General features: G+C 43.0%; 17 protein-coding genes. 11 read left to right on the top strand and 6 right to left on the bottom strand.

Features of this window, described 5'->3' with window-relative positions:
- Positions 1-185 precede the first annotated feature (185 nt).
- Together ygiD and WA338_RS01705 are read right to left on the bottom strand one after the other, a co-directional pair.
- Positions 186-1,067: a 4,5-DOPA dioxygenase extradiol gene (gene ygiD / locus WA338_RS01710; protein ID WP_009778662.1), complete on the bottom strand. Its 882-nt coding sequence runs from the start codon at positions 1,065-1,067 to the stop codon at positions 186-188.
- Between the two features lie 110 nt (positions 1,068-1,177).
- On the bottom strand, positions 1,178-2,011 hold the full coding sequence (locus WA338_RS01705; protein WP_009778661.1) for a helix-turn-helix domain-containing protein: 834 nt from the start codon (positions 2,009-2,011) through the stop codon (positions 1,178-1,180).
- An 86-nt stretch (positions 2,012-2,097) separates the two neighbouring features.
- Here WA338_RS01705 and WA338_RS01700 point away from each other — a divergent pair, with 86 nt between their 5' ends.
- Positions 2,098-2,514 (top strand): cupin domain-containing protein, encoded by a 417-nt coding sequence (locus WA338_RS01700; RefSeq protein ID WP_009778660.1) that lies wholly within the window; start codon positions 2,098-2,100, stop codon positions 2,512-2,514.
- Between the two features lie 171 nt (positions 2,515-2,685).
- Here the strand turns inward: WA338_RS01700 and WA338_RS01695 are convergent, their stop codons facing one another.
- From WA338_RS01695 to WA338_RS01680, 4 genes are all read right to left on the bottom strand, one after another.
- Entirely contained in the window at positions 2,686-4,899 is a 2,214-nt protein-coding gene (locus WA338_RS01695) for a TonB-dependent receptor (RefSeq protein ID WP_040532492.1), read from the bottom strand.
- Positions 4,900-5,035: 136 nt separating this feature from the next.
- A complete protein-coding gene (locus WA338_RS01690; RefSeq protein WP_040532491.1) occupies positions 5,036-5,458 on the bottom strand; it encodes a hypothetical protein in 423 nt (140 codons plus the stop codon).
- A 178-nt stretch (positions 5,459-5,636) separates the two neighbouring features.
- On the bottom strand, positions 5,637-6,557 hold the full coding sequence (locus WA338_RS01685; RefSeq protein WP_009778657.1) for a glycerophosphodiester phosphodiesterase family protein: 921 nt from the start codon (positions 6,555-6,557) through the stop codon (positions 5,637-5,639).
- A 162-nt stretch (positions 6,558-6,719) separates the two neighbouring features.
- A complete protein-coding gene (locus tag WA338_RS01680) occupies positions 6,720-7,559 on the bottom strand; it encodes an SdiA-regulated domain-containing protein (RefSeq protein ID WP_009778656.1) in 840 nt (279 codons plus the stop codon).
- Positions 7,560-7,841: 282 nt separating this feature from the next.
- Between WA338_RS01680 and WA338_RS01675 the strand changes: the two genes are divergently transcribed.
- The 10 genes from WA338_RS01675 (at position 7,842) to WA338_RS01630 (ending at position 25,242) form a co-directional block, all read left to right on the top strand.
- Positions 7,842-9,053 carry an MFS transporter gene (locus WA338_RS01675; protein WP_009778654.1) on the top strand — a complete coding sequence of 404 codons (1,212 nt, stop codon included), beginning with the start codon at positions 7,842-7,844 and terminating at the stop codon, positions 9,051-9,053.
- Between the two features lie 242 nt (positions 9,054-9,295).
- A complete protein-coding gene (locus WA338_RS01670) occupies positions 9,296-12,037 on the top strand; it encodes a helix-turn-helix and ligand-binding sensor domain-containing protein (RefSeq protein ID WP_272986985.1) in 2,742 nt (913 codons plus the stop codon).
- Between the two features lie 224 nt (positions 12,038-12,261).
- Complete coding sequence (locus WA338_RS01665; protein ID WP_009778652.1) at positions 12,262-15,372, top strand: SusC/RagA family TonB-linked outer membrane protein; 3,111 nt, start codon at positions 12,262-12,264, stop codon at positions 15,370-15,372.
- Between the two features lie 13 nt (positions 15,373-15,385).
- Positions 15,386-16,807, top strand: coding sequence for a RagB/SusD family nutrient uptake outer membrane protein (locus tag WA338_RS01660; RefSeq protein ID WP_009778651.1), 1,422 nt, complete (start codon positions 15,386-15,388; stop codon positions 16,805-16,807).
- Positions 16,808-16,825: 18 nt separating this feature from the next.
- Entirely contained in the window at positions 16,826-18,199 is a 1,374-nt protein-coding gene (locus WA338_RS01655; protein ID WP_272986988.1) for a glucoamylase family protein, read from the top strand.
- Positions 18,200-18,332: 133 nt separating this feature from the next.
- Entirely contained in the window at positions 18,333-19,592 is a 1,260-nt protein-coding gene (locus WA338_RS01650) for a glucoamylase family protein (protein ID WP_336091758.1), read from the top strand.
- A 1-nt stretch (position 19,593) separates the two neighbouring features.
- Positions 19,594-20,370, top strand: coding sequence for a prolyl oligopeptidase family serine peptidase (locus WA338_RS01645; RefSeq protein WP_272986990.1), 777 nt, complete (start codon positions 19,594-19,596; stop codon positions 20,368-20,370).
- An 81-nt stretch (positions 20,371-20,451) separates the two neighbouring features.
- On the top strand, positions 20,452-22,677 hold the full coding sequence (gene bglX / locus WA338_RS01640) for a beta-glucosidase BglX (RefSeq protein ID WP_414671899.1): 2,226 nt from the start codon (positions 20,452-20,454) through the stop codon (positions 22,675-22,677).
- An 11-nt stretch (positions 22,678-22,688) separates the two neighbouring features.
- A complete protein-coding gene (locus WA338_RS01635) occupies positions 22,689-23,594 on the top strand; it encodes an alpha/beta hydrolase (protein WP_009778646.1) in 906 nt (301 codons plus the stop codon).
- A 4-nt stretch (positions 23,595-23,598) separates the two neighbouring features.
- Positions 23,599-25,242, top strand: coding sequence for a sulfatase family protein (locus tag WA338_RS01630; protein WP_272986993.1), 1,644 nt, complete (start codon positions 23,599-23,601; stop codon positions 25,240-25,242).
- The last annotated feature ends 55 nt before the right edge of the window (positions 25,243-25,297 follow it).

The raw sequence follows: 25,297 nt of genomic DNA, 5'->3' as shown, positions 1-25,297 counted from the left end.
TGCCTGATAAGGCAAAATACCTAAGAAAAAGGGTCTTTTCTTTTGTTACTTTTCTTTGGACAAGCAAAGAAAAGTAAAGAACTTAATTAGACGTTAAGTTTACTCAAACAGAGTACCTCAGCCATATACATCGAAGAATTACGAATTGAAAAGACACAATTGAAAGCACGTGCTTTCAATTGTGTTTATGCAATCTTCAACGACGTCATAGACAACGACCCACCAACAGGTTCGTCGTTAAACAACTGTACCTCATCCTGATCGTCTTGTAAGGCCAACGCATAGATCAGCGGCAGGTAATGCTCAGGGGTGGGGATCGAAAGGTCAAAAGCAGTGCCTTGCTTTCTAAAATCGATAAGCGTTTGGTGATCGTGGGTAAGAATTGCGGTGTTCATTTTCTCGCGAGCTTCCAGTGCCCAATCATACGCATAAGGCGCGTTGAGTTTGTCCCAGGCCACGCGGCGCAGGTTGTGGATCATATTCCCGCTACCTACGATAAGCACGCCTTTGTGACGAAGTGCTGCCAGTTCTTTAGCCAGATCATAATGGTATTGCGCTGGCTGTGTATAGTCGATACTCATCTGGATCACGGCTACCATCGCATCAGGGTACATATGTTTGATCACACTCCACGAGCCGTGGTCCAATCCCCATTTATCATCCAGATGTACTTCGGTGCTTGTTACCAACTTTTGCGTTGCAAGTGCCAGTTCCGGACTGCCCGGTGCAGGGTATTGCACGTCAAACAAGGCTTGAGGGAAACCGCCAAAGTCGTGAATGGTTTGCGGGTGCTCCATCGCCGTTACAAAAGTCCCTCGCGTTTCCCAGTGTGCCGAAATACATAAAATAGCCTGTGGGCGGGTGAGTTCCTGCCCCAGTTTTCTGAATTCGGTGACAAATTGATTTTCTTCTATTGCGTTCATCGGACTCCCATGACCTAAAAACAACACCGGCATTTTTTCGGTATTGGGAAGGCTCTGGTTCCATTTTTCTAAATCTTTAAGTTTCATAGCTGCTCCTAGTATCGGCAGCATCGCTGCCATTTTTAAAAAATCCAATCGGTTCATAACCTGATTTTGAGTATACACCGTCTTAAAAGACGCGTATTTTTTACAGAACAAAGTTCAGCAATACATCCTTGTACTTCATTGAGCCTATCAGAAAAACTATTGTAAGATTAAGAAATAAGCTTGGCTTGCATCTCCTTACGGAAGGCTCCCGGTGACTCGCCGGACTTCTTTTTAAAGACATTAGAAAAATAGGCATTGTCACTGTAGCCCAGCTCGTAAGCGATCTCACTCACGGTTTTGTCGGTACTGATCAGCAGGTTTTTGGCTTCGATCAACTTGCGGGTTTCAATGATCTCTGAAACGCTTTGACCTAAAATATCCTGACAGATCAAATTGAGGTTACGGCTCGACATAAACAGCTTTTCAGCATAATACTCCACACCTACCGGGCGGTGGTAATTCTCTTCTAGAACCGCCAGAAAGTTCTTAAACGAAATATGCTTGGTGTTGTGCGCATAATCGGTTTCCGGATGTATTTTCTTGCGTTCGCCTTCCACCATCGTAAACAAGGCACTCAACAACTGACGGATAATTGCATAATCTGGAGTTTCCTGTTGCATTTCGGCAGCCATCAGTTCGCACACAGTAAGCAGTCGGTCAAAACAAGGTCCGACTTCCAGACTGAGATCGGCTTGCTTGTGATACCAGGCATACAGTTGAAAGGTGGTCTCTGCAATAAACTCACTCTTAAAACGAATCACCCAAATGGCACACTGCCCATCGACCGCTTTGGGATACACGCGGTGCACCTTGCCTTTGGTCACAAAACTCACAAAAGGCGCACGCGTGGTTACCGAGTCAAAATCTATAAAATGCTCGAGCGCACCGGCACTGCCTATCATCAACTCTTCGTAGGAATGCGTATGCGGCTCGTTGGGAGTTGCAGCAATACGCGCGGCCTCGTAGGCGTCTACCTGATAAATTTTAAAAAGTTCTTGCATTCCCGGGTTTTTATCAAAGTTACGCAATACCGGCCTACGAAACTCCTTTACAAAATGCGTAACTTAAGCGCTTTAAATTCAGTATTATGAAGCCTTTTCTTTATGTGATCTTGCTGTGTATGGCTTTTCCGCTTTGCGCACAACAAACCCCGACAGACAAAACTTACAGCTTTGAAGATTGTGTGACTACCTATTCTGAAGAGCAGGCGCAGGAAACTAAAGTGGGGCATCAATTCTGGTTTGCCGATAAGGAATTTACCGATGGAAGAACGATCAAGATGAGTGTGGTAGAGCCGGGTAAATCCACGCATGCGCCACATCAACATCCTCAAGACGAGTTCTTCTTTGTATTGGAAGGCACTGCGGAATTCTATCTGGATGGAAAAACAGTAGAAGTAGGCCCATACACCAGCTTGTACTGCCCGTCAAACAGTATGCATGGTATCAGCAATGCAGGGGATACGCAGCTGAAGTATCTCGTAATGCAGAAATACGAGCAATAGATACCTTGGGCGGTGCCAATAAAAAAAACGGTCTAAGCACAGAAGAACTGAACTTAGACCGTTTAGAAAAGCAAACTTACCTCAGGGTAGGCCCAAGAGGCATTAATTGCAATTTCGAGGCATCCCAATAGCTATCGGGATGGAGTATAAAACCCTCTGGCGGTGCCAGTTTTAGAATCTATACGTGATCTTTCCTCTTAAATAAAATGGCGTTCCCGGTGTAAAGTGAATTTCTTCAACCGGTGCCGGTTCGTTAAACAAGCGACTTTCGGTTGCAAACTGCGTTTCATTCCACGAGGTATCCAGCAGGTTTTCTACGATAACGCCTAGCGTCCAGTTCTCGATCGTATAGTTCAGGTTAAAATCGGTTACAAAATAGCCTTCCGCAACGATGGAGTTGTCTTCATTGGCTGCACGATCGCCCAACCAGCGGTAGCCTAAAGATCCCGAAAACCCGGAAAGATTATCTACACTCAAACCACCCGCGGAAGTAAACTTAGGCGCCAACGGAATGTTATCTTCCCCATCTGCTTCTTCAGTGCTTCGGGCGTGGGTATAATTGGCATCTGCAAACACATACAACCAATCGTTTAACTGATAGCGCGCACCGGCTTCTACTCCCATTCGGCGGGTTTTTCCGCTAGGTTCAACAATTCCGGCATCGCCTACATACACAAATTCCTGATCCAGAAACAGCGTCCATAGTGTAGCATTCAATGCCAGTCGCGGCATCGGCTTGATGATCGTTCCCAAGTCTGCACTATAGGCTGCAGGTAGAATTTCTTCTCCACCATTTGCCACCACCACGCGTGTATCGTTAGAATGGAAACCAATACCCGTCTTGAGGAACAGCTGCCAGTTTTGAGACGGTGCAAATACGGTGTTAAACTTAGGACTGAATGCCACTTTGCTTTCGCTCTGATTGTCGTAGGTCTCGGTGAGTTTGTTGTAATAATCAAACTTAAAATAGTCGAGACGCACCGCCGGATTGAAGGTGAACTTCCCGGTTTTAAATTCGGTATTCAAAAACGCAAAAGCGTTGAGTTCGTCTACATCTCCCAGTGCCAACGGCTCAAGAACCGTCTGCCTGTTTAGGGTGTGCGATAACGAAACATCGTCTATGTTGTCGTATCTAAATCCTACACCCGCCTGATAATCTAAACGGGTTTCACCCAATGCGATGTGTTTGCGCTCATAGGTACTCTGCAAGCCTGCGATAAAGCGTTCTTCTTTTTGCTTGATCTGATCGCCGTTGATGGGATCTTCTAAAAAGAAGGTGAAGTTAGAATACAACTCAAAGTCATACTTAGAAAGATAGGCATTGGTCTTCAATACGGCATTGTGCTCCAAGTTTTTCAAGTGCTGAAGCGTAAGATTGCTACGGCTCGTCTGCCCGCCTTCGGTATCGTCAATCGCACCAAATCTGCTGATCAACCCCTGATCTACGGCACGCTGTGGAATTTGTCCTGAAGCGTCCCACTTGCTTTGAAAATGCGAAGCCGTCAAAGTGATCTTGTCTTTGTTTGCATCGGTATAGGTGTATTTCCCTAAAACGTTGATGCGGTTGAAGTCTTGCGGACTCTCAAAAGGACCGTCGGTCAGGTACATTTCTGAAGCCAGATACGCCGAGTGGTTTTGCTCATCGATCAGGCTGAACATTCCTGTAAGACGCGAAGTATTGAACTGCCCCGCTTCAAGCGACAGGCTGCTCGCATCTAAGCTTTCTTTAAGTCTAAGATCAACATAACCTGCGGTATTGAAATTCCCTTTATCTGCATAATACGCGCCTTTTCCAAAGTCGATGTTGTCAATAGTTTCCGGGATCACAAAATGCAAGTCGGCATAACCCTGACCGTGTGCGTGAGAGACCATATTCACCGGCATCCCGTCAACGCTGATCGCCACATCAGTACCGTGGTCTACATCAAAGCCACGCAAAAAGATCTGCTCGGCTTTACCGCCCCCGGCGTGCTGACCTATGAAGAGTCCGGGTACTTTGCGCAAGATCTCTTGTGAAGATTTAACGGGATTCAGCTTGAGGTCTACAGCCACCACACTGCTCAGGCTGTTCACTTCAGAAGTAAGCAACACCTGATCTAGTGAAGTGCTGGCTTCAGCCAGGCTGATGTTTATTCCATTGCGTTTGTTAACCACCAAATGCTGTGTCGCAAAGCCCAGGCGGGAAAAAGCAATAGAATCGCTGACGGCTACCGAAGAAAGCACAAAGCTTCCATTGGCATTGGTGTGGGTGTGTTTTCCGTTATTGAGGTTATAGATGTTTACGTTTTCAAGCGCTTGACCGGCTTGAGTGGTTACGGTTCCTGTTAGGTTTTGTGCAGAAAGAGACGCACAGAACAACAGCAACACGATATATATGTTTTTCATAAAAGTGTTTATAAGAATAGTGATTAGGTACCGTAAAGGCAACAAAATCGCATTGCACAACTTTATAGCTACGGCACCTCAACGTGAACCTGAATGCTATTGCATCAGGTTTTAAAAAATGTGATTTGAGCTATTCTTAAACTTCGGGAGGCGGTACCGGTTGCAATACAGGCAAAGCGTTGTGTATTGCTGTCCTACGATCAAATTGACGTTTTATGAAGTGTTGCACAACCACAGGGGATGCTACCGCATATTCAAAGCGCAGGTGCTTATCCACCTTTTTGGGAGTAGGCTTTTCTTTTTCTTGTTCCTTTTTGAGATCGTCTTCAAAAGGCTCGAGTACTTGCTTGATGTATTCTAAAGTGCGATGATCGTGACCGGCCTCGGCAAGGAGTTCTTCGGCAGAAAAAAAATCGTGTTGATGTTCGCTTTGCGTGATGTGATCAAACTCGTGTTCCAGGTCGTGAGCGGCCTCTAACACGAATTGATGCAGTGGCGCCAAAATATAGAGTAAGGCCAGCAGGGCTGTACCACAGCTAAGCAAAATTGATCTAAGCATACTCTTGTTCATAAACCTTAGGCAAACGCCGACAAAGCTAAAACCCTTAGTGCGATTTATCTTAGGAAACCTATTAATTTTTAGAGCGGCTTTAATGCCATAAACTACCTAAAGCATCATGTTTAAAATCACTGATTAACCCGTCGTTACAACTACTACTGAAAACTTGAGACCTTCTTTATTTTAATTTTTCAAGCACACGCTCGGGATAATCGGTGATGATGGCATCTACTTTAAGCGCAATTACCGCATCAATATCTTCCGGTTCGTTGACCGTCCACGGAATGACTTTTAAACCGTCTTTATGAATTTGCGCGACTTCAGCAGTATCTAGTAATTTAAAGTACGGACTGTAGATCTCAGGTTGAAAACTCAGCTTGGTTTTGTTTTCGGCATAGGTGTTTTCACCAACCAAATACGCCAGTTCGATCTCAGGATACTTGGTATGTACCACTTCTAATATCGCCGGATCAAAAGACTGAAGATTGATGTGTTCTTCCATCTGTTTTTCCTGAATTACGCCCATCACCAGATCTACAAAAGCTTCTGGTTGGGGTTGAAACACATCGTATTCTTCAGGTACTGATTTGATCTCGATGTTGAACTTTACGGGTTTCAACCCTTCCTCCTTAATGCTTGCAGCAACCGTATCAAAAACTTCGCTCAGTAAAGGTTTGTAGGTTTTCATTTTTTGCTGCTGTGAAAAGCGCACATTTCCTTTAGAACCGCCGTCAAACTGTTTGATCTCGGCGTAGTCCATTTGGTACAGGTTATATTCCTTTTCCTTATCCTGCGGAATCGAATCCCCTTCCGGCGTGAGCATATACAAAGGAAGCATCACCGGCTCATGACTTACCACCACCTGCTGATCTTTAGAGATCACCACATCCAATTCTAATACATCAACGCCTTTGCGCAAGGCGCCTAAAAACGCAGGTATCGAATTCTCCGGTAAATTACCGCGTTCGCCTCTGTGCCCCTGCACCTGAATATTTAAACGATCTTTTTGTGGTGTATGCATCACTTTTGATTCTTCAGATTTTGATTTGCAGCTGAACAAAGTCGCTACTACAAGACCTGCTAAAAGTAAGGTTTTCATAAGCGCTAAGGTAATTGTTATTTGGGATTACGAGCAAAATGTTCCCTTCGGTGCTTTGCCTTCGAGAATCCTTCCAAAAAAACAATAAAGCCTTAAGCTATGCTACTTCTACAGGTTAGCATTGGGTTAAGAATTGTAAAGGCAATTTAAAGTCAAACCTACCTACTCTATTTCAACTTCATGGATATTGGGAGTCCCGCCGCTGGCTTCATTCGAAATAAACAAACGACCTTCCGGACTAAAAGTGATGCCTTCAGGTTGCGCAAAATCATCTTCATCCAACTCGTAAACCTTTTTGATGGCGTAGGTTGTATCGAGAATAATAAGTTTAGGATTCACCCCTTCTAAAATATACAGTTCTCCGGTTTTAGGATGAACCGCCAGATCTGAAGGTCTAAACGTACGATAGCTTTTATGCTTCTCAAACTTTTTAAACGCCTTGTCTTTCATCGCAATCGGAGCGACCAAGTCGGGCAACATCATATGCTTTTTAAGATCAAATGCATAAATCCCTTTGATATCTTCGTCGTTGGGATCCAAATCTTTTGGTGCAAAAAGCAAGCGATGGTTTTTGGGGTCAACCGCCAGGGTTTCAATATTATTTTTGTGTGACATCGCTGACTGATAGGTTTTAGTCTCTGGATGCGTTGCTGCATAATCAAGCACTTCAAACAGCAAGCCGTCACTGCGCATTACATAAGCATCTTTACCCACCACGGCAACACCTTCATAATCGCCATCATCGCCAAATTCAATAATGCGTTCGATGCGCTTTTCGGCTAGATCATAGATATAGATCAAACCAGACTCATCTTCTATTGCTGCCAGTTTTTGATCTCCAATCCAAGAAAGTCCGGACACCTCCTCAAGCGCATCAGGAAGTTCCCAGGTCGTTATGATATGGACCGGATTCTTTTTTTTGAAATACTGGTCATTATTTCCCACAAAAGCGTGCAGAATTATAATCGCGATCAAGGTACTTGTGTTAAGAAAGTTGGTCATAAAACAATTTTATTAAGAAGGGAGAAAGCGATCTGGTTACCACTTTTCCTAGGTAAAGTTCGTAAGCTTAGCTCTCAATTCTCTTAAAAGGGTGCAAATCTTAAACCTGCATCCTTAGAATTATAAAAACAAGGGTATTTATGGCCATTGCTAACAAGATTGACAAGATGTGTGGTAATTATTTCATTTTTGATAAAAATCTTAAAACGAATGCGTTAAAGCTTTAGCGGCACTACACTCTTGTTTAGATTTGTAATCCGAAGTTAATCAGAACGAATATTTGTGAAAAGCCTCGCTTATTTTTTACGACATAACTTCAAGACGGTTAGTTTTGGCTGGGTGCTCACCTTTCTGTCCAGTTTTGGGCAAACCTTCTTGATCTCGCTCTACGTTCCTGAGATCATCAAAACCTTTTCTATTTCTGAAGGAACCTTTGGAAGCATTTACGCTTTGGGCACTGTGATCGCCTCTGTAGTGCTGATCACCGTAGGGCATACCATAGATCACAAACCGGTAAAGCTTGTGGTTTTTTTCAATTTCCTGGGGTTGATCCTCTCGTGTTTACTGCTTAGTTTTTCTACGTATCACATCAGTTTACTTATTCTAGCAATGATAGGCTTGCGCCTGACCGGTCAAGGGATGTTGAGCCATATCAGTCAGACGGTGATGTCCCGCTATTATGGCCCTAACCGGGGTAAAGCTTTAAGCGTTGCTGCTTTAGGATTCCCGATGGGAGAGGCTATTTTTCCTATTTGTATCACCACGCTTATCGTGACCTATGGTTTTGAAGTTGCGGCCCAAGCCAGTGCGGGATTTTTGATCTTATACCTGTTTTTACTCTCCTTTAGAGATTTGAGCTACTTTGACCAGGAGAGCCAAGTGGCTGAAAAACCTTCGTTAAAACTACTCGCTAAAGATTTTGGCGGACTCATCAAAGACCGGCGTTTTGGGATATTGATGCCTTCTACATTTATGCTGAGTTTTACTTCAACCGCGGTATTTCTATACCAATATACCTTTGTTGAAGAAAAAGGATGGTCGGTTTCTCTGTATGCCGCGTTTTTTACTGGTTATGCGATCACACGCTTTGTGATGTCAGTCATAGGCGGACTATGGGTAGACAAGTTTACTGCCAAAAAGCTCTATCGCTTTTTTTTAATTCCACAGGCTTTGGGATTATTGCCATTTGCGTTTATGGATAGCATTCTGGGAGCCTTGATCTTTTTAATTATGACCGGAATAACCACCGGAGTCGCAGGTACTGTAAAATCTGCTGTTTTAGCTGAAGTTTACGGAACTCAAAAACTAGGAGCGGTGAATAGCTTATTCTCCATGTCGATGATCCTGAGCACCGCAGCGGCACCCCTATTGATCGGTTTTTTGATCGACCAAGGCGTAGCTTTTCCGTACTTAATCCTTACGCTTTTTGGTTTATTACTTCTTGCTATTCTCAATTCGCAACGCCTGGGTAGTGTTCCTCCGGCAACCGCATAGATCGATCAAGGACCTCCAGACAAGCTTTGCCGTATTAAAGCCTTTGGCGATGCCATTAAAGAAGCGCTAAAAAGTGTACCACGTTTTTACATTTTAATAATTTTACCATCTGATACTGAAATTGGTGATTGCACTACGTACACGTGTTGTGTCGAAAATAACCCCTCAGGCATATTTAAAATACCTAAGCGTAGTTCTAAAATCAATCGATATCGTTATCCTTCAGTCTTTAAAAAATGCTTTTGAAACAACTACATAAATTCGCTTTACTCCTTGCTTTAGTTTTACTAAACAATGCCGGTTTTGCTCAAAATTTTCTTCCGCCGGTAACCAATTACAGCAGTAAAACCTATAATGCTGCAAGTCAAAACTGGGGGCTCAGCACCGACGACAACGGTACACTTTACGCCGCTAATAATGAGGGTTTACTCCGCTTTGACGGACAACGCTGGGAGGTGTTTACCTTGCCTAATAAAACAGCCATTCGCTCGGTCTTTTGCGTTAATGACCGCATTTACACCGGCTCCTATGAAGAATTTGGTTATTGGACCGAGGACGCTTATGGCAGCCTCCAATACACTTCTTTATCTAATCTTATAACGACCAGCTTTGCTAATGAAGAGTTTTGGCAAATCACGCTGTGGCAAGGCGCTGTAGTTTTTCGGTCGTTTGGTAATCTGTATTTATACAACGGTAACAGCATCACGACCCACAAACCTAAAACCATCATCACAGCGCTTCATATTGAAGAAAATCGCTTGTTTATAGGCTCTAATTATGGGGAGATTTTTGAATTTACAGACGATACTTTTAGTTCCTTTGCAGAAAATACACTCAACGAAAGCTCCATAATCGAGTTGAGCACCTATGAAGAAGCGCTGCTCGCCGGAACACGCCGCCAGGGTATTTTTGCGCTCCAAAACGGAACCTTCACTTCTTGGGGTACGCCCGAATTAAAAGCCTTTTTAGAAGTAAATGAACTCAATAAAATTCAACCGGTTTCTGAAGAACTGGTGATCATTGGTACGGTTAAAGGCGGGATACTCTATTACAATCCCAAAACAGGTTCTTTAAAGAATCATTTTAGGCAAAATGGTTTGCAAAACAATACCGTGCTCTCCCTTCACAGAGACGAACAAAAAGTGTGGATAGGTCTCGACAATGGGATCGATGTGGTGTTACCCGATACGCCTATTCAATACCTTCTGGACAATACGGGGCAACTGGGAGCGGTCTATGATCTCGCGACATTTAAAGGAAGTTTATACGCGGGAAGTAACACTGGATTGCATAAAGTCACTCAGGAGGGAATCTTTTTTATTCCCGGCTCTCAAGGGCAGGTATGGAGCCTGACTAAGGTTGAAGATCGCCTGTTTGTAAACCATAATCTTGGTTTGTTTGAACTTAAGAATGATGCCTTAACACTGATTTCTGGCATATCAGGAAGCTATAGCCTTACCGCAATTCCGCAGACTAACTCTTTCTTTAACAACACCTATAACGGCATCAAACAATACGACCTCCAAGCCAACGGACTATCCAATCAAGCGCTGTTTGATGGCGGTGGTGCACCGGTAGAAAATGTGATTTTTGAAGATCAAAACTACTTTTGGGCTTCACATCCTTACAAAGGTTTTTACAGAGCACAACTCAACCTCAACGAGCAACGTATTGAAACTAAAGAACAGTATACGGAGCACGAAGCACTTGCAGCCTATAAGACGGAAATTCACAAAGTGGAAGGTGAAATTGCATTTTATAATGCCGGAAGCTGGTACCGCTACAACAGCATTAGCGATGACCTTGAAGAATTTACTGATTTAAAACCTTATACCTCGTATGCCTTACTCAGCAATCAAGACAATAGTTACTGGTTTAAAAACCGTAATGGTAACGGACTGATTTATACCGACTTTAAAAGCGACAGCATTTTTATTGATGAACCTCTGCTTGAAGCGCGCATCATTAAGAATTATGAGAAAATCATCAAGCGTAACGATAGTATTTTCTACATCACGCTTAACGAAGGATTTGCAAAGCTCAATCTATCCCAATTGCAACGCAACAATACCGCGCTAGAATTGAGTCAGCCTTTACTCAATGGCTTCACAACTAAGCAAGAGTCACTTGCCTTGTCCGGTCCCTTTGAGATCCCTTACAAAGAAGCTGCACAGATCGAACTTGCGATCGCAGCACCGCAACTGCATAATCCTAAATTTTATTACACACTTTCTAACGGTTTGAAAGGCCAATCAGACGGTAGCTTGAGTTTTCAAAATTTACAGGCAGGAAACTACACCTTAAAGATTTGGCCTGAACTTGATGGCACACGCGGCGAGCAACCACTAGTGGTCAGTTTCCTGATCAAACGGCCTTGGTTCTTATCAAACCTTATGATCGTGATTTATGTATTGCTGCTATTTGGTGTCGTTTTTATCGTAGCCTTTATCAACAAGCGTAAGCTCAACAAGCATCGCAAAGAACTCGAAGAACGCCTGATCAAAGAACAGGAACGCAAGAACCAAATCGCTGAGCGCAACTCCTTACTCGAAGAAATAAACACCAAGCGTAAAGAACTTGCTAATACCACCTATCTGGCTGCAAAACGCAATAGTAGTTTGATAGATATAAAAAATGATCTGGAAGCTGTAAAGGATAAAAGTGACAATCAGAAGAAAGTGAATTCTATTCAAAATAAGATCAATCATATCATTGATGCAAAAGACAATTGGAAAGTATTTGAGACTACGTTCAAAGAAATTAATAATGATTTCTTTCAGCAATTATTAGAAGACCACCCTACGTTGAGTTCGAAGGATCTAAAACTATGTGCGTATTTAAAAATGAATTTAAGCACTAAAGAAATCGCTCCGTTGATGGCAATTTCTGTTCGTGGAGTAGAGATTCACCGTTACCGATTACGTAAAAAACTAGACTTGAAGAGTGGTAAGAATTTATCAAAATATCTTATTAAAAATTATTAAATTCTCATACTTCAATAATCAATTTTAGTGATTTATACTTTCTCATTACTACATCAAAGGCTTTTACGAAAACGTTATAACTCAAAATATCAAACCACAAACTACTGTTTTACAGCTCATTGTTACTTTTTAACAGTTTGATGTATTTGTTATGTACCTATATTAACTTATTGTGATGCTATATTCACCCAAAATTCACATAAAACAAACTCAAACTTTAGTGTATGAAACTTAAAATAACCCTTCTGTTTCTTTTGTCGCTGATCACCTTAGGAGTGCAAGCGCAGGAGACAAAAACAGTTACCGGTACAGTACGCGATACCCGTGATGTACCGCTTCCGGGAGCAGAACTAAAAGTCGTTGACAAAAACGAATATGCTGTTACCGATTTTGACGGAAACTACTCCTTAGAAGTTGTCGTAGGAGATCAAGTACGCATCACGTATTTAGGATTCCAGACGCAAACGTTTTCTATTACTAATGACGATGTATATAACATCGCGTTGCAAGATGAGTCTAGCGAATTAGACGAAGTTGTGGTAGTAGGTTATGGTAACCAGAAAAAATCTGATATCACCGGTGCGATCGTTTCTGTTGATAACGAAGAGATTACCAAGCAGCCCGCTACTTCCGCATTAACCTCTGTTCAAGGTAAAGTTGCCGGTGTAAATATTATCGCAAACGATGCACCCGGTTCTACGCCTACGGTTTTGATGCGTGGTTTAGGTACTGCAGAAGGTGGTAGATCGCCGCTTTATATTGTAGACGGTCAACCTTTATCTGACATCACAAGCATCAACCCTAACGATATCGAGTCTATCGACTTCCTTAAGGGTGCTTCTTATGCTAACATTTACGGGATACGTGCAGCAAACGGGGTTATTTTGATTACTACTAAACGAGGTAAACAAGGCAAAACCACGTTTAACTTTGAGTCGTATTACGGTGCAAAAACCATTTTGAATCCGGTAAAAATGGCAAATGCAGCACAGTACACGCAATACTTTAATGAAGAAAGTGCTGCAAACGGTGGTTTCTTGCTTCAGCAAAACCAGCGTTACGATACAGATTGGTATGACGAACTCTTACAAACCGGTACGATCAACAACAATAGTTTTTCGGTTTCCGGAGCGGGAGAAAGCATCGACTATTTCTTAAGCTACAACCTGTATCAGGAAAAAGGTATTTTAGAAGGTCAGCAATACAATCGTGGTACGATACGCAGTAACAACACCTATCACCTGTTCAATGACCGTCTTCGTTTTGTACAAAACTTAAACGTGGCGTATACTAACGAAACACCAAAACCCTTTGGAGCTTTCAGTACGGCATATCGCCAGTCTCCTTTGGTTCCTGTACGTTATGACAATGGGCTTTTTGGGCAATCTTTTGTTAATCAAACTACCGGAGTTGTAGATTTTAACACACAACCGGGAGAAACTCTAGGTCGTTTAAATTCACACGGAAACCCGGTTTCTCAAGTATATTATCAAGATCAGCAGATCAATACAACCAGTCTTCAGGGACAAATTGCTGCAGAACTTGACATTACAGATGATTTAATGTTGACTACCCGTTTTGGTGCGACAAAATATTATGCAACCAGCAAGAGCTTTACAGATATTAGAAGTCAGTGGTTAAATGCCGACCCTAACCGAACCGAAGCATTTTTTGATGCACAACGTGTGCCTAATGACGATGGTGTGGTTTCTACAGAATATGCAAACAACTCTTACACGATTAGACGTACAGAATCTTATCGTTGGAATATTGAAAGTTTCCTTACCTATGACAAGTCTTTTGACAAGCACAACTTGAGCGCAACCGTAGGAATCAGCCGTGAGAACTATCAAGGTGGAGAATTTACAGAGTCTCAGGCTTACGATGTAGAGGCTGATCCTAATCTGCGTAATTTCAACTTGAGAACAAGCCAGTTGTTTAATGACAACGTAGATGGCGATACGTATCAAAGCACCAATCTACAATCTTATTTTGGTCGTGTAGAATACAACTACGATCAGCGCTACTATGTACGTGCAGTATTAAGACGTGATGGTACTAGTGATTTTGCTACCGGAGACAACAACTTCTTTGGGTACTTCCCGGCGGTAAGTTTAGGTTGGACGATGACTAACGAAGCTTTTATGGAAGACAACGGCGTGTTAGACAACCTGAAATTGTTTGCAGGTTGGGGTAAATTGGGTAACCAGGCGATTCCATTTAACGTGCAGTCGATCAACGCAGGATCAGGAAGCCGAAACACCAACTATGTATTTGGACCTACTCAAAGCTTAATTGTAGGTGCTGCTTTAGGAACACCGGCAATCCCACTTTCTTGGGAGGTGACTGAAGAATTTGAAGCTGGTTTTGACTTTGCTTTATTCAACAGAAAACTTTCAGGTACGATCGATTACTATAGCCGTTTAAATACTAACGCTATTTTAAATGTGCGTCCGTTATTAAACTCAGAATTCAGCAGCAACTTCTTTGATGAAGCTGCAGAGATCTCAAACTCAGGTTTTGAATTCTTAGTTAACTGGAGAGATCAGATAGGTTCTGACTTTACATATAACATTGGTGTTAACCTTTCTACAAATAAAAACCGCGTACAAAATGTGAGACCTGCTTATGACGGTGCCATTGGTGGTAGTTTAGGTAACGGTCGTATCACAAAACGTCTTGCTGAAGGCCAGCCTATTTTTGCCTGGTGGATGTATGAAGCAGACGGCGTATGGCAAACACAAGAAGAGATCGACAACAACACTTCTTTAGGTAGTGCTGCTCCAGGTCACTTGCGTTATGTAGATCAAAATGATGATGGTGTTATTGATGACCGTGATAAAAAATATTTCGGTTCTTATATTCCTACGTATAACTACGGGATCAATATAGGTGCTAACTACAAAAACTTTGACTTAAGTGTTTCTGGTTTTGGTGTAGGCGGTAACAAGGTTTATAACGGACTTTACAGCACAAGACTAGGTGGAGAAAATATTTCTGAAGACATCTTTAACAAAAGATGGACAGGACCAGGCTCTACTAACGTGAATCCCGGAGCAGATCGTGATGTTGAAGCTTCTTCGTATTACCTAGAAGATGGTTCTTACTTTAGAATCAACAACATTACCGTAGGATACACATTACCTGAAATCTCTTCATTTGTAAGCAGTGCACGCGTGTATGTAACGCTTCAAAACCCATTTATGTTTACAGATTATTCAGGATTTACTCCAGAACTAAATCAAAATGGAGACCCTACAAATACAACGGGTATCGAGCTTTCAGCATATCCTAACACTCGTTCGTTCATTGTTGGAGCAAACTTCAAATTATAAAAAACAAAGCACTATGAAATTTATATATAAAACACTCGTATTAAGCCTTTTTACCGGGCTTGTCTTTAGCAGTTGTGATGACTTTGTTGAAGATGTAGATATTGTAGATCCTGTCGCCGAAGATGGTGAAGACTATTTACCGGTTGAATTTCTTACTTCAGTCTATGGGATGCATACCGATTTTTCTTATGCATTCTCTTATCTGGGAATCACCGAAATCATTTCTGACAATTCAGATAAAGGAAGTTCGCCTACCGATTCTGGGGCAGACAAGCGCGTATTAGACGATTTGACTTTTACTTCTTCGTCTGGTTCGGTAACTGCAATGTGGACGCAGTGGTATAAAACTGTGGGGCGCGCATCTCAAGCTATTGATATCGCGCAAAACTATGAAGGGCAAACTCAGGTTCCTAGCTCTAGAGTTGTAGGAGAAGCTAAATTTTTAAGAGCGCTGAACTATTTCTGGTTAGTACGTTCGTTTGGAGCAATTCCTATTCAGGAAATTGACCTTGTAGAGCGTGCACCGGTTGACGAAGTATACGCGTATATCGAGCAAGATTTATTGGATGCGATTGACGCGCTTCCCTTAAAAAATGACTACGCGACCGAAGATTTAGGTCGTGCAACCAGAGGTGCTGCTCAGGGTTTATTGGCTAAGGTGTATTTATACCAAGAACGCTGGCAAGATGCCGCAGATATGGCAAACAATGTGATCACGTCTAACCAATACAGTCTTGATCCTGATTATGCGAATATCTGGAGAGAAACCGGTGAAAACGGTCCTGGTTCTTTATTTGAAATCCAAGCGCGTGGAGAAATTCCTCAGCACGGAGTGCAACAATATTCTCAAACCCAAGGTGCCCGTGGTACCGGTGGTTGGGGATGGGGTTTCAACACACCTTCTCAAAATCTAGAAGATGCGTTTAACGCAGCAGGTGATGACATTCGTCGTGATGCAACCATCATTTTTGCCGGCGAGACCCTTTTTGACGGTCGTGAAGTAAATGCCGGTGTAGAAAATCCACGTTATAACGAGAAGGCCTATTCTTCTTCAAATGCAGGTCAAAGTGACGGTGATAAAAACATCAGAGTTTTACGCTACGCGGAAGTACTCCTTATTCGTGCTGAAGCATTAAACGAACTTGGACAAACCAGCGCAGCTTTGGCACCGCTTAACCAAGTAAGAACACGTGTTTCTTTACCGGCTGTAACGTCTACAGATCAAGGAACTGTACGCCAAGCGATCTGGACAGAACGTCGCCTGGAGTTAGCTATGGAGCACGACCGCTGGTTTGATTTAAATCGTACCGGTCAGGCTCAAGCAGCAATGGCAGCAGACGGAAAAACCTTTGTAACCGGAAAACACGAGTTGTTCCCAATTCCAAACAACCAATTGGTTCAAACTCCAGAGATGACTCAGAATCCTGGGTACTAAACACATTAAAGAAGCTTTATGCGTTTTATTTTAATTGTAGTGGTTCTTGCAACACTCGTTGCTTGTAAGAATCAAAATACTGCGGAAGAAAACCGGGAAGTGGCTGCCACCACTTCCCCAGCTTCCACAGAAGAAGACCAACTTCTTGACGAAGTTCAAAAACAGACCATCAGTTACTTTTGGGAAGGTGCCAATACAGATTCAGGCTTAGCGCCAGAGCGTATTCATATGGACGGCATCTACCCTTCTGATGATAAAAATGTAGTCACCATAGGTGGAACCGGTTTTGGCCTGATGGCTCTCGTTGCCGGAGCAAAACGTGGGTTTATCCCGAAGGATTCGGCTTTTGCCCGCTTTCAGAAAATGGTTGATTTTTTAGATAATGCAGATCGTTTTCACGGGGCTTGGCCACATTGGCTGGACGGCACCACAGGGAAAGTAAAACCTTTCAGTAAAAATGATGATGGTGGAGATCTTGTTGAAACCGCTTTTTTGGTTCAAGGTTTACTTAGCGTTGCAGAATATTATAAAGACGGTTCTGAAGAAGAGCAGGCTCTCGCAGCGCAAATTCAGCGTATGTGGGAAGAAGTAGAATGGGATTGGTACACGCAAGGCGAAGACGTGCTGTACTGGCATTGGTCCCCTAATGTAGGCTGGGAAATGAATTTTCCCGTAGGTGGTTATAACGAAGCTTTGGTGATGTATGTTCTTGCTGCTGCTTCTCCTACCCACCCTATTTCAAAAGAAGTTTATGAAAAGGGCTGGGCTGTTGATGGTCAGATCGCAAAAGATACCACAATGTACGGTTTGCGTACGGTGCTTAATCATTACGAACACAATGACGACGCTCCGGTAGGTCCTTTATTTTGGGCACATTACAGCTACTTAGGTCTTAATCCAAAAGGATTAACAGATCAATTTGGTGACTATTGGAAACTGAATGTCAATCACGCAAAAATTCAATATGAATATGCAGTAGAAAATCCTAAAGGTTTTAAAGGCTACGGTCCTGAGCTTTGGGGAATGACATCTAGTTATTCTATGAAGGGTTATGCCGGTCACCGCCCGGGGAATGACCTCGGTGTGATCTCACCCACCGCCGCATTATCGTCTATGCCTTACACCCCTAAAGAAAGCAAGGCTTTTTTAGAGCATTTGTACTCCGATCTGGATTCTCTTGTAGGAACTTATGGCCCTTACGATGCGTTTAGCCTTGAAGAAGATTGGTATTTACCGCGCTATCTGGCGATTGACCAAGGACCAATTCCTGTGATGATCGAGAATTACCGAAGCGGATTACTGTGGGATCTGTTTATGAACAATGAAGACGTCCTTAACGGATTGAGAAAATTAGGCTTTTCAAGCCCTTATTTAAAAACCGAAGAAGATTAAGTATTCTATTTACATAGCGCTAACACTAGCACTACTTGGGTGTTCCAGCGACAGCGGCGATGCTGTCGCTGAACTTCCTGAGGAAACTCCCGAGGAAGGCAATGGCGGTGAAAACCCCACACCTGAACCGGAGTTGACCGATGACGAATTATTAGACCTCACTCAAGAAGAAACCTTTAAGTATTTCTGGGATTTTGCTAACGCGGAATCGGGTGGTGCGCGAGAGCGTTACCTTCCGGCTAATCCTGGTCAGGATCAAAATATTGTCACTACCGGCGGAACCGGCTTCGGAATGATGGCGATCTTGGTGGGTATAGAACGCGGTTTTATCTCCAGAACCGAAGGCTTTAACCGACTTACAACGCTCCTTGACTTTCTGGAACACGCAGATCGTTTTCACGGTGCCTGGCCACACTGGCTTAACGGAAGCACCGGTGAAGTGATTCCGTTTTCAGATTTAGATGATGGGGCAGATTTAGTTGAAACTGCATTTCTTGCTCAAGGATTGATCACCGTGGGTGAATATTTTAAATCTGGCTCGAGCGACGAGCAAGCCTTGGCCACACAGGCTTTTGATCTGGTTTCCGCAGTAGAATGGGACTGGTTTACGCAAGGCGAAAATGTGCTTTACTGGCATTGGAGCCCCGATAATGACTTTGCGATCAACCTAAAATTACAAGGCTATAACGAGACGCTCATCACCTACATACTGGCTGCAGCTTCACAAAACTTCAGTATTGAACCTGAAGTTTATAAGGAAGGCTGGGCACAAAATGGAGGTATCGCCTCTTCGGCAAACGCATATGGATATCCACTTGAAGTAAAACACTCGGGAGCAGAGCAAACCGGCGGCCCGTTATTTTGGGCGCATTATTCTTATTTGGGCTTAAATCCGTTCGGGCTTTCTGATGCTTATGTAAACTATGAGACCGCAACCGTTAATCACGCATTAAGCAACTACGCCTATTGCGTTCAAAATCCTTTAGGATGGCGCGATTATGGTCAGGATTTGTGGGGATTAACCGCAAGCTACACCCTAAATGCAGACGGAAGTTTAGGCTACAAAGCGCATCGCCCGGGTGATGACACCGGCGTGATTTCACCTACTGCTGCATTGAGTTCATTTCCATATACACCACAAGAATCGATGGCAGCCTTACGCAGTTTTTATGATCTTGAAAATATACTGCTAGGACCTGCCGGCTTTTATGATGCTTTTAGTCCGCAACAAAATTATACCGTAGCCGAAGCGTATCTGGCAATAGATCAAGGCCCGATAATTGTAATGATCGAGAATTACCGCAGTGGCCTGCTTTGGCGTCTCTTTATGCAGAATGAAAGCGTACAAGCGGGATTAGATAAACTCAATTTTAACTACACCATACCTCAATAATATGAAAACCTTATTTTCTATATTCTTTTTGCTTTTCACCACTACATTGGCTTTAGCACAAGACAGCTTTGAACAAGCAGTATATCACAGTGAAGGAGACAGTTTGCAATACCGCATTCAGTATCCTTTAAACTACGATCAAACTAAAAAATATCCTTTGGTTTTGTTCTTACACGGTGCGGGGGAGCGCGGGTCAGACAACCAATCACAGCTTACACACGGGTCTGCATTGTTTGCAAATCCCGGAATGCGCAATGCCTTTCCTGCGATTGTGATCTTTCCGCAGTGTCCTAAGGATTCATACTGGGCCAATGTAGATGTTGACCGCAGCAATTATCCTATTGGGATCACCTTTCACCCAGATCAAAAACCTACGCCGCATTTAAAAATGGCCGGCGAACTCGTTTCTTCTTTTATTGAAGAAGGAAAAGTAGATACTTCACGCGTGTACATTGCCGGACTCTCCATGGGCGGAATGGGAACCTATGAAATGGTGCAACGCCACCCCGACACCTTTGCTGCTGCGATCGCTATTTGTGGTGCCGGCAGTACAGAACCTGTTGAAAATTATGCTTTAAAAACCCCGTTTTGGGTGATTCACGGTGCCGATGATAATGTGGTAAAACCTACTTACAGTTTACAAATGGCAACCGCGATGCTTGAAGCCGGTGCAAAACCACGTGTTACGGTTTACGAGCACGCCAATCATAACAGTTGGGATCCTGCTTTTGCAGAGCCTGACTTTCTCCAGTGGCTTTTCAGTCATACCAAAAACTAAAATACACACAAAGACAAAATTGCAACCCAAATGAAAAATAGACTCTCAAAACTCATTCTTGCTGCCGTTATTCTTATCGGCATGCAAACTTTCGCTCAGGAAGCCCAACCTATTCCTGAAGTTGAAGCCTTGCTAAAAAAAATGACCTTAGAAGAAAAAATAGGTCAGCTTAATTTGCTTACGCCCGGCGGCGGTGTCGCAACCGGATCTGTAGTGAGTAAAAACGTGGAAGAAAAAATAAAAGCCGGAAATGTAGGTGGTTTATTTGGCGTGACCGGACCTGATAAAATTCGTCAGGCGCAAGAGATCGCTGTAAAAAACACCCGATTGGGAATTCCGCTTTTAATTGGTTCTGATATCATTCACGGGTACAAAACCACTTTTCCTATTCCGCTAGGATTATCCAGCAGTTGGGATATGGAATTGATCGAAAAAACCGCGCAGATCGCTGCAAAAGAAGCGACTGCAGACGGGATCAACTGGAACTTCTCTCCTATGGTTGACATTGCGCGCGACCCACGTTGGGGACGCATTTCTGAAGGTGCAGGTGAAGATCCTTATTTAGGTTCGGCGATCGCAAAAGCAATGGTAACAGGTTATCAGCAACAAGATCTTACCGAAGAAAACACGATGATCTCAACCGTAAAACATTTTGCGCTTTACGGCGCTGCCGAAGGTGGTCGCGATTACAACACCACCGATATGAGCCGTGTAAAAATGTTCAACGAATACTTGCCACCGTACAAAGCCGCGATAGACGCCGGCGCAGAAAGTGTGATGAGTTCGTTTAACGACGTAGACGGCGTTCCTGCAAGTGGAAACAAATGGTTATTAACCCATTTGCTCCGCGAGCAATGGGGCTTTGAAGGTTTTGTAGTTTCAGATTACACCTCTGTAAATGAAATGATCGCTCACGGATTGGGTGATTTACAAGCCGTTTCTGCGCTTTCCATCAATGCCGGTTTAGATATGGATATGGTAGGCGAAGGCTTCTTAACTACGCTTAAAAAATCGGTTGACGAAGGCAAAGTTTCTGAAGCCACCATCACCAACGCATGCCGTCGTATTTTGGAGGCAAAATACAAGCTTGGTCTTTTTGACGATCCTTATAAATATTCAGACAGTAAGCGTCCAGAGCGTGATATTCTCACCGCAGCAAATAAAGAAATTGCGCGTGATGCAGCCCGCAAATCTTTTGTGTTGTTGAAGAATGAAAACAAGACGCTTCCGCTAGACAAAACGGCCAAGATTGCCTTGATTGGTCCTTTGGCTAACAATAAAAACAATATGTTAGGGACTTGGGCTCCTACCGGTGACCCACAGCTTTCAACACCTATTTTTGAAGGTTTAAAAAATGTGGCTCCTAATGCTGAGATCAGCTATACAAAAGGTGCTAATATTTCTAATGATACCGCTTACGCGAAAAAAATAAATGTATTTGGCCCGCGTATTGAAATTTCAGAAGCAACTCCTGAAACACTACTTGAAGAAGCACTTCAGAATGCTGAAACTGCAGATGTGGTAGTTGCTGTTGTAGGGGAAGCTACCGAAATGAGCGGGGAATCTTCAAGCCGCACCGATATTACTATTCCTGAAAGTCAAAAAACCTTAATTCAAGAATTAGTAAAAATAGGCAAGCCTGTAGTTCTTGTTTTAATGAGCGGAAGACCGCTAGACATCACTGAAGAATTAGCGCTTCCGGTAAGTATTTTACAGGTTTGGCATCCGGGAATTCAAGCCGGTAATGCTGTTGCTGATGTGCTTTTTGGAGATTATAATCCTTCAGGAAAATTAACAGCCAGCTGGCCACAAAATGTAGGTCAGATTCCGGTCTATCACAGTATGAAAACCACCGGACGTCCTGCGCCATCTGCTGAGTTCTTAAAGTTCAAATCGCAATATTTAGACACGCCAAATGCTCCTGCGCTTGCTTTTGGTTACGGATTAAGCTACACCACTTTTGAGTACAGCAATTTAAAATTGAGTTCAAAAAGCATCGGGCAAAATGAAGACGTTACCGTGATGGTTGATGTAACCAATACCGGAGCTTACGACGGTACCGAAGTAGTACAACTCTATATTCACGATGTGGTACGTAGCATTACGCCACCTATGCGCACCTTAAAAGGATTTCAAAAAGTGTCTTTAAAGCAAGGAGAGACCAAAACCGTTGAACTAACTTTAAAAGCAGAAGACTTAAAATTCTATAACGGTTCGCTTGAATTTATTTCAGAACCCGGAGAATTTGAAGTTTTTGTAGGCGGAGACAGTAATGCCTCGCTTAAAGAAACCTTTATTTTAAACTAATTTTTAGCCAGATGAAACGCCAGATCAGTATTCTATTTGTTTTCTTTTTTATCACTCTTGTCGCGCAAGCACAGGAAAAATTTGTCGGACAAGTCTATGCCGATCTGGTTAAATCTACACATACCTACAGCGACACGCTTAAGCTGGATTTTTATACTGCAAAGCAAGCTGAAAAGGACAGTGACCGACCACTAATCATACTCGTTCACGGTGGTGGTTTTAGCGGTGGAAAACGCGACAATCCGATGGAGGTTGAGTTTTCTCAAACGCTAGCCAGAAAGGGATATGCGGTGGCTTCTATGAGTTATAATCTTACCCGAAAAGGCAAAGCCACCGGTTTTGGATGTGCGTGTCCTGCTTCAGAGAAAATGGACACCTTTAAGCAAACCACCGCAGATATTTTAAAAGCGATCGCCTATTTAAAATCGAATACTGAATTCCTTTTTGATGCTGAAAAGATCATTCTTGCAGGCAGCAGTGCCGGTGCTGAAGGGATTTTAAACACGGCTTATATGGCCAATCATCCCGACTTTAAAGATCTGGGAGCATATCCTAAAATTGCAGCTGTGGTTTCTCTTGCGGGCGCGGTTGTAGATGCACGTTACATCACCAAAGAAAATGCTGTACCCGGGTTTTTCATTCACGGAGACGCAGACAATTTGGTACCGTATAACAGTCAGCCGCATCACTTTTGCGCACCGGATACTCCTGGGTTTCTTCCGCTGGATGGAGATGCTTTTATAGCAGCTCGATTAAAAGATCTGGATGCCTCCTACACCCTACTTACGGCGCCTCAGGGTAATCATGACTGGGCAAATCTGGGTTATGCTTTTGTAAATGAAATCGCCACATTCATCAATGCGGTGGTCAATGAAAATCAAATGATTCAGCATGAAGAGCGTGTTGAAAAAAAATAATTTTATGAAAAAGCTTCTTTCGATACTTCTAATAATTTCGGCATTTTATTCCTGTAAAACCGAAACAAAAAACACTGAAATCACTGAAGCAAAACCAGAAAAACCTAACATTATTTTCATCATGTCTGATGACCACGCGTTTCAGGCAATAAGCGCATACGGGCATCCGGTGAGTCAGTTGGCACCTACTCCCAACATTGATCGAATCGCTCAAAACGGAATGCGCATGGATCGGGCCTATGTTACCAATTCCATTTGTGGGCCGAGTCGAGCAGTGATTCTTACCGGAAAACACAGTCATATAAATGGATTTAGACAAAATGGAGATCGTTTTGATGGCGATCAACCCACGCTTCCTAAAAAACTTCAGGAATTAGGCTATACCACCGCTATTTTGGGAAAATGGCATTTACACGGCTATCCGCAAGGTTTTGATCACTGGAAAATCATCAAAGATCAGGGCAATTATTATAACCCAGATTTTATTGAAGCAGGCGACACCACACGCATTGAAGGTTACGCCACAGATATCATCACTGAAGATGCGATTAGTTGGCTTGAGCAACAACGCGACACTACAAAACCTTTTTTTATGATGGTACACCACAAAGCACCACATAGAAACTGGATGCCGGCGCTGCGTTATGCTAACAAATACGACTCGATAAACTTTCCGTTACCAGAAACCTATTTTACAGATCACGAAGGATCACAGGCTTCCAAAGAGCAATTACAGACGATTTACGAGGACATGTATGAAGGTCACGATCTTAAAATGACCAAGAAACTTGGAAGTTCTGAGTTGGCACACAATCCCTGGACTACCGATTTTGAACGCATGACGGCGGAACAACGTGCAGCTTGGGATACAGCTTATCAGGCAAAAAATGATGCGTTTCATAAAGCCGATTTGCACGGAAAAGCCTTAGCCGAATGGAAAGGACAGCGGTATTTACGCGATTATATGGCGACGATCGCGGCGGTTGATGAAGGCGTGGGGAATATTTTAGACTATCTGGAAGCCAATAATTTGGACGAAAACACCATTGTAGTGTATACTTCTGACCAAGGTTTTTATTTAGGTGAAAAAGGCTTTTTTGATAAGCGGTATATGTATGAAGAATCTTATCGTACGCCTTTATTGATTCAATATCCTAAAGCGATCAAAGCCGGAAGCCAAAGCGAAGCTCTGGTTCAAAATTTAGATTTTGCACAAACCTTTCTCGATTATGCCGAGGGTAACAACTTGGCTGCCGATATGCAAGGACAATCTTTGAGACCGGTATTAGAGCAACAAGTTGCTGATGATGATTTTAGAGAGGTGCTGTATTATCATTACTACGATTTTCCTGCCTTTCATATGGTTAAAAAGCACTACGGAATCAGCACCAAACGCTATAAGTTGATGCATTTTTATGATGACATCGACACTTGGGAATTCTATGATCTGGAAAGTGATCCACAAGAAATTCAGAATAAAATTGATGATCCTGCGTATGCCAATGTGATCGAACGCTTGCATAAAAAGCTTGATTCCGTTCAAGAAGTTTACGGCGTTACTCAAAAAGAATTTGAACAAGCTCCTGCAGCACGCGTTACTCGTGAGTATAAAAACTTTGAGCGTCTTCGTGGCACGCCGATGCAATAGTTTAATGATCTCATAACACGGCCTCAACATTTGATGGAAGCCTTTTGTTTTAATT

The sequence above is a fragment of the Leeuwenhoekiella sp. CH_XMU1409-2 genome (genome assembly GCF_037029365.1).
Lineage (GTDB): Bacteria > Bacteroidota > Bacteroidia > Flavobacteriales > Flavobacteriaceae > Leeuwenhoekiella > Leeuwenhoekiella blandensis.
The sequence above is the reverse complement of the archived record's forward strand: the minus strand, read 5'-3'. Positions and strand labels throughout refer to the sequence as shown.

What these genes read in the sequence shown, in the direction of transcription:
- ygiD (WP_009778662.1), bottom strand. Translation starts at nt 1,067, where the DNA reads ATGAACCGATTGGATTTTTTAAAAATGGCAGCGATGCTGCCGATACTA.
- WA338_RS01705 (WP_009778661.1), bottom strand. Translation starts at nt 2,011, where the DNA reads ATGCAAGAACTTTTTAAAATTTATCAGGTAGACGCCTACGAGGCCGCG.
- WA338_RS01700 (WP_009778660.1), top strand. Translation starts at nt 2,098, where the DNA reads ATGAAGCCTTTTCTTTATGTGATCTTGCTGTGTATGGCTTTTCCGCTT.
- WA338_RS01695 (WP_040532492.1), bottom strand. Translation starts at nt 4,899, where the DNA reads ATGAAAAACATATATATCGTGTTGCTGTTGTTCTGTGCGTCTCTTTCT.
- WA338_RS01690 (WP_040532491.1), bottom strand. Translation starts at nt 5,458, where the DNA reads ATGCTTAGATCAATTTTGCTTAGCTGTGGTACAGCCCTGCTGGCCTTA.
- WA338_RS01685 (WP_009778657.1), bottom strand. Translation starts at nt 6,557, where the DNA reads ATGAAAACCTTACTTTTAGCAGGTCTTGTAGTAGCGACTTTGTTCAGC.
- WA338_RS01680 (WP_009778656.1), bottom strand. Translation starts at nt 7,559, where the DNA reads ATGACCAACTTTCTTAACACAAGTACCTTGATCGCGATTATAATTCTG.
- WA338_RS01665 (WP_009778652.1), top strand. Translation starts at nt 12,262, where the DNA reads ATGAAACTTAAAATAACCCTTCTGTTTCTTTTGTCGCTGATCACCTTA.
- WA338_RS01660 (WP_009778651.1), top strand. Translation starts at nt 15,386, where the DNA reads ATGAAATTTATATATAAAACACTCGTATTAAGCCTTTTTACCGGGCTT.
- WA338_RS01655 (WP_272986988.1), top strand. Translation starts at nt 16,826, where the DNA reads ATGCGTTTTATTTTAATTGTAGTGGTTCTTGCAACACTCGTTGCTTGT.
- WA338_RS01645 (WP_272986990.1), top strand. Translation starts at nt 19,594, where the DNA reads ATGAAAACCTTATTTTCTATATTCTTTTTGCTTTTCACCACTACATTG.
- bglX (WP_414671899.1), top strand. Translation starts at nt 20,452, where the DNA reads ATGCAAACTTTCGCTCAGGAAGCCCAACCTATTCCTGAAGTTGAAGCC.
- WA338_RS01635 (WP_009778646.1), top strand. Translation starts at nt 22,689, where the DNA reads ATGAAACGCCAGATCAGTATTCTATTTGTTTTCTTTTTTATCACTCTT.
- WA338_RS01630 (WP_272986993.1), top strand. Translation starts at nt 23,599, where the DNA reads ATGAAAAAGCTTCTTTCGATACTTCTAATAATTTCGGCATTTTATTCC.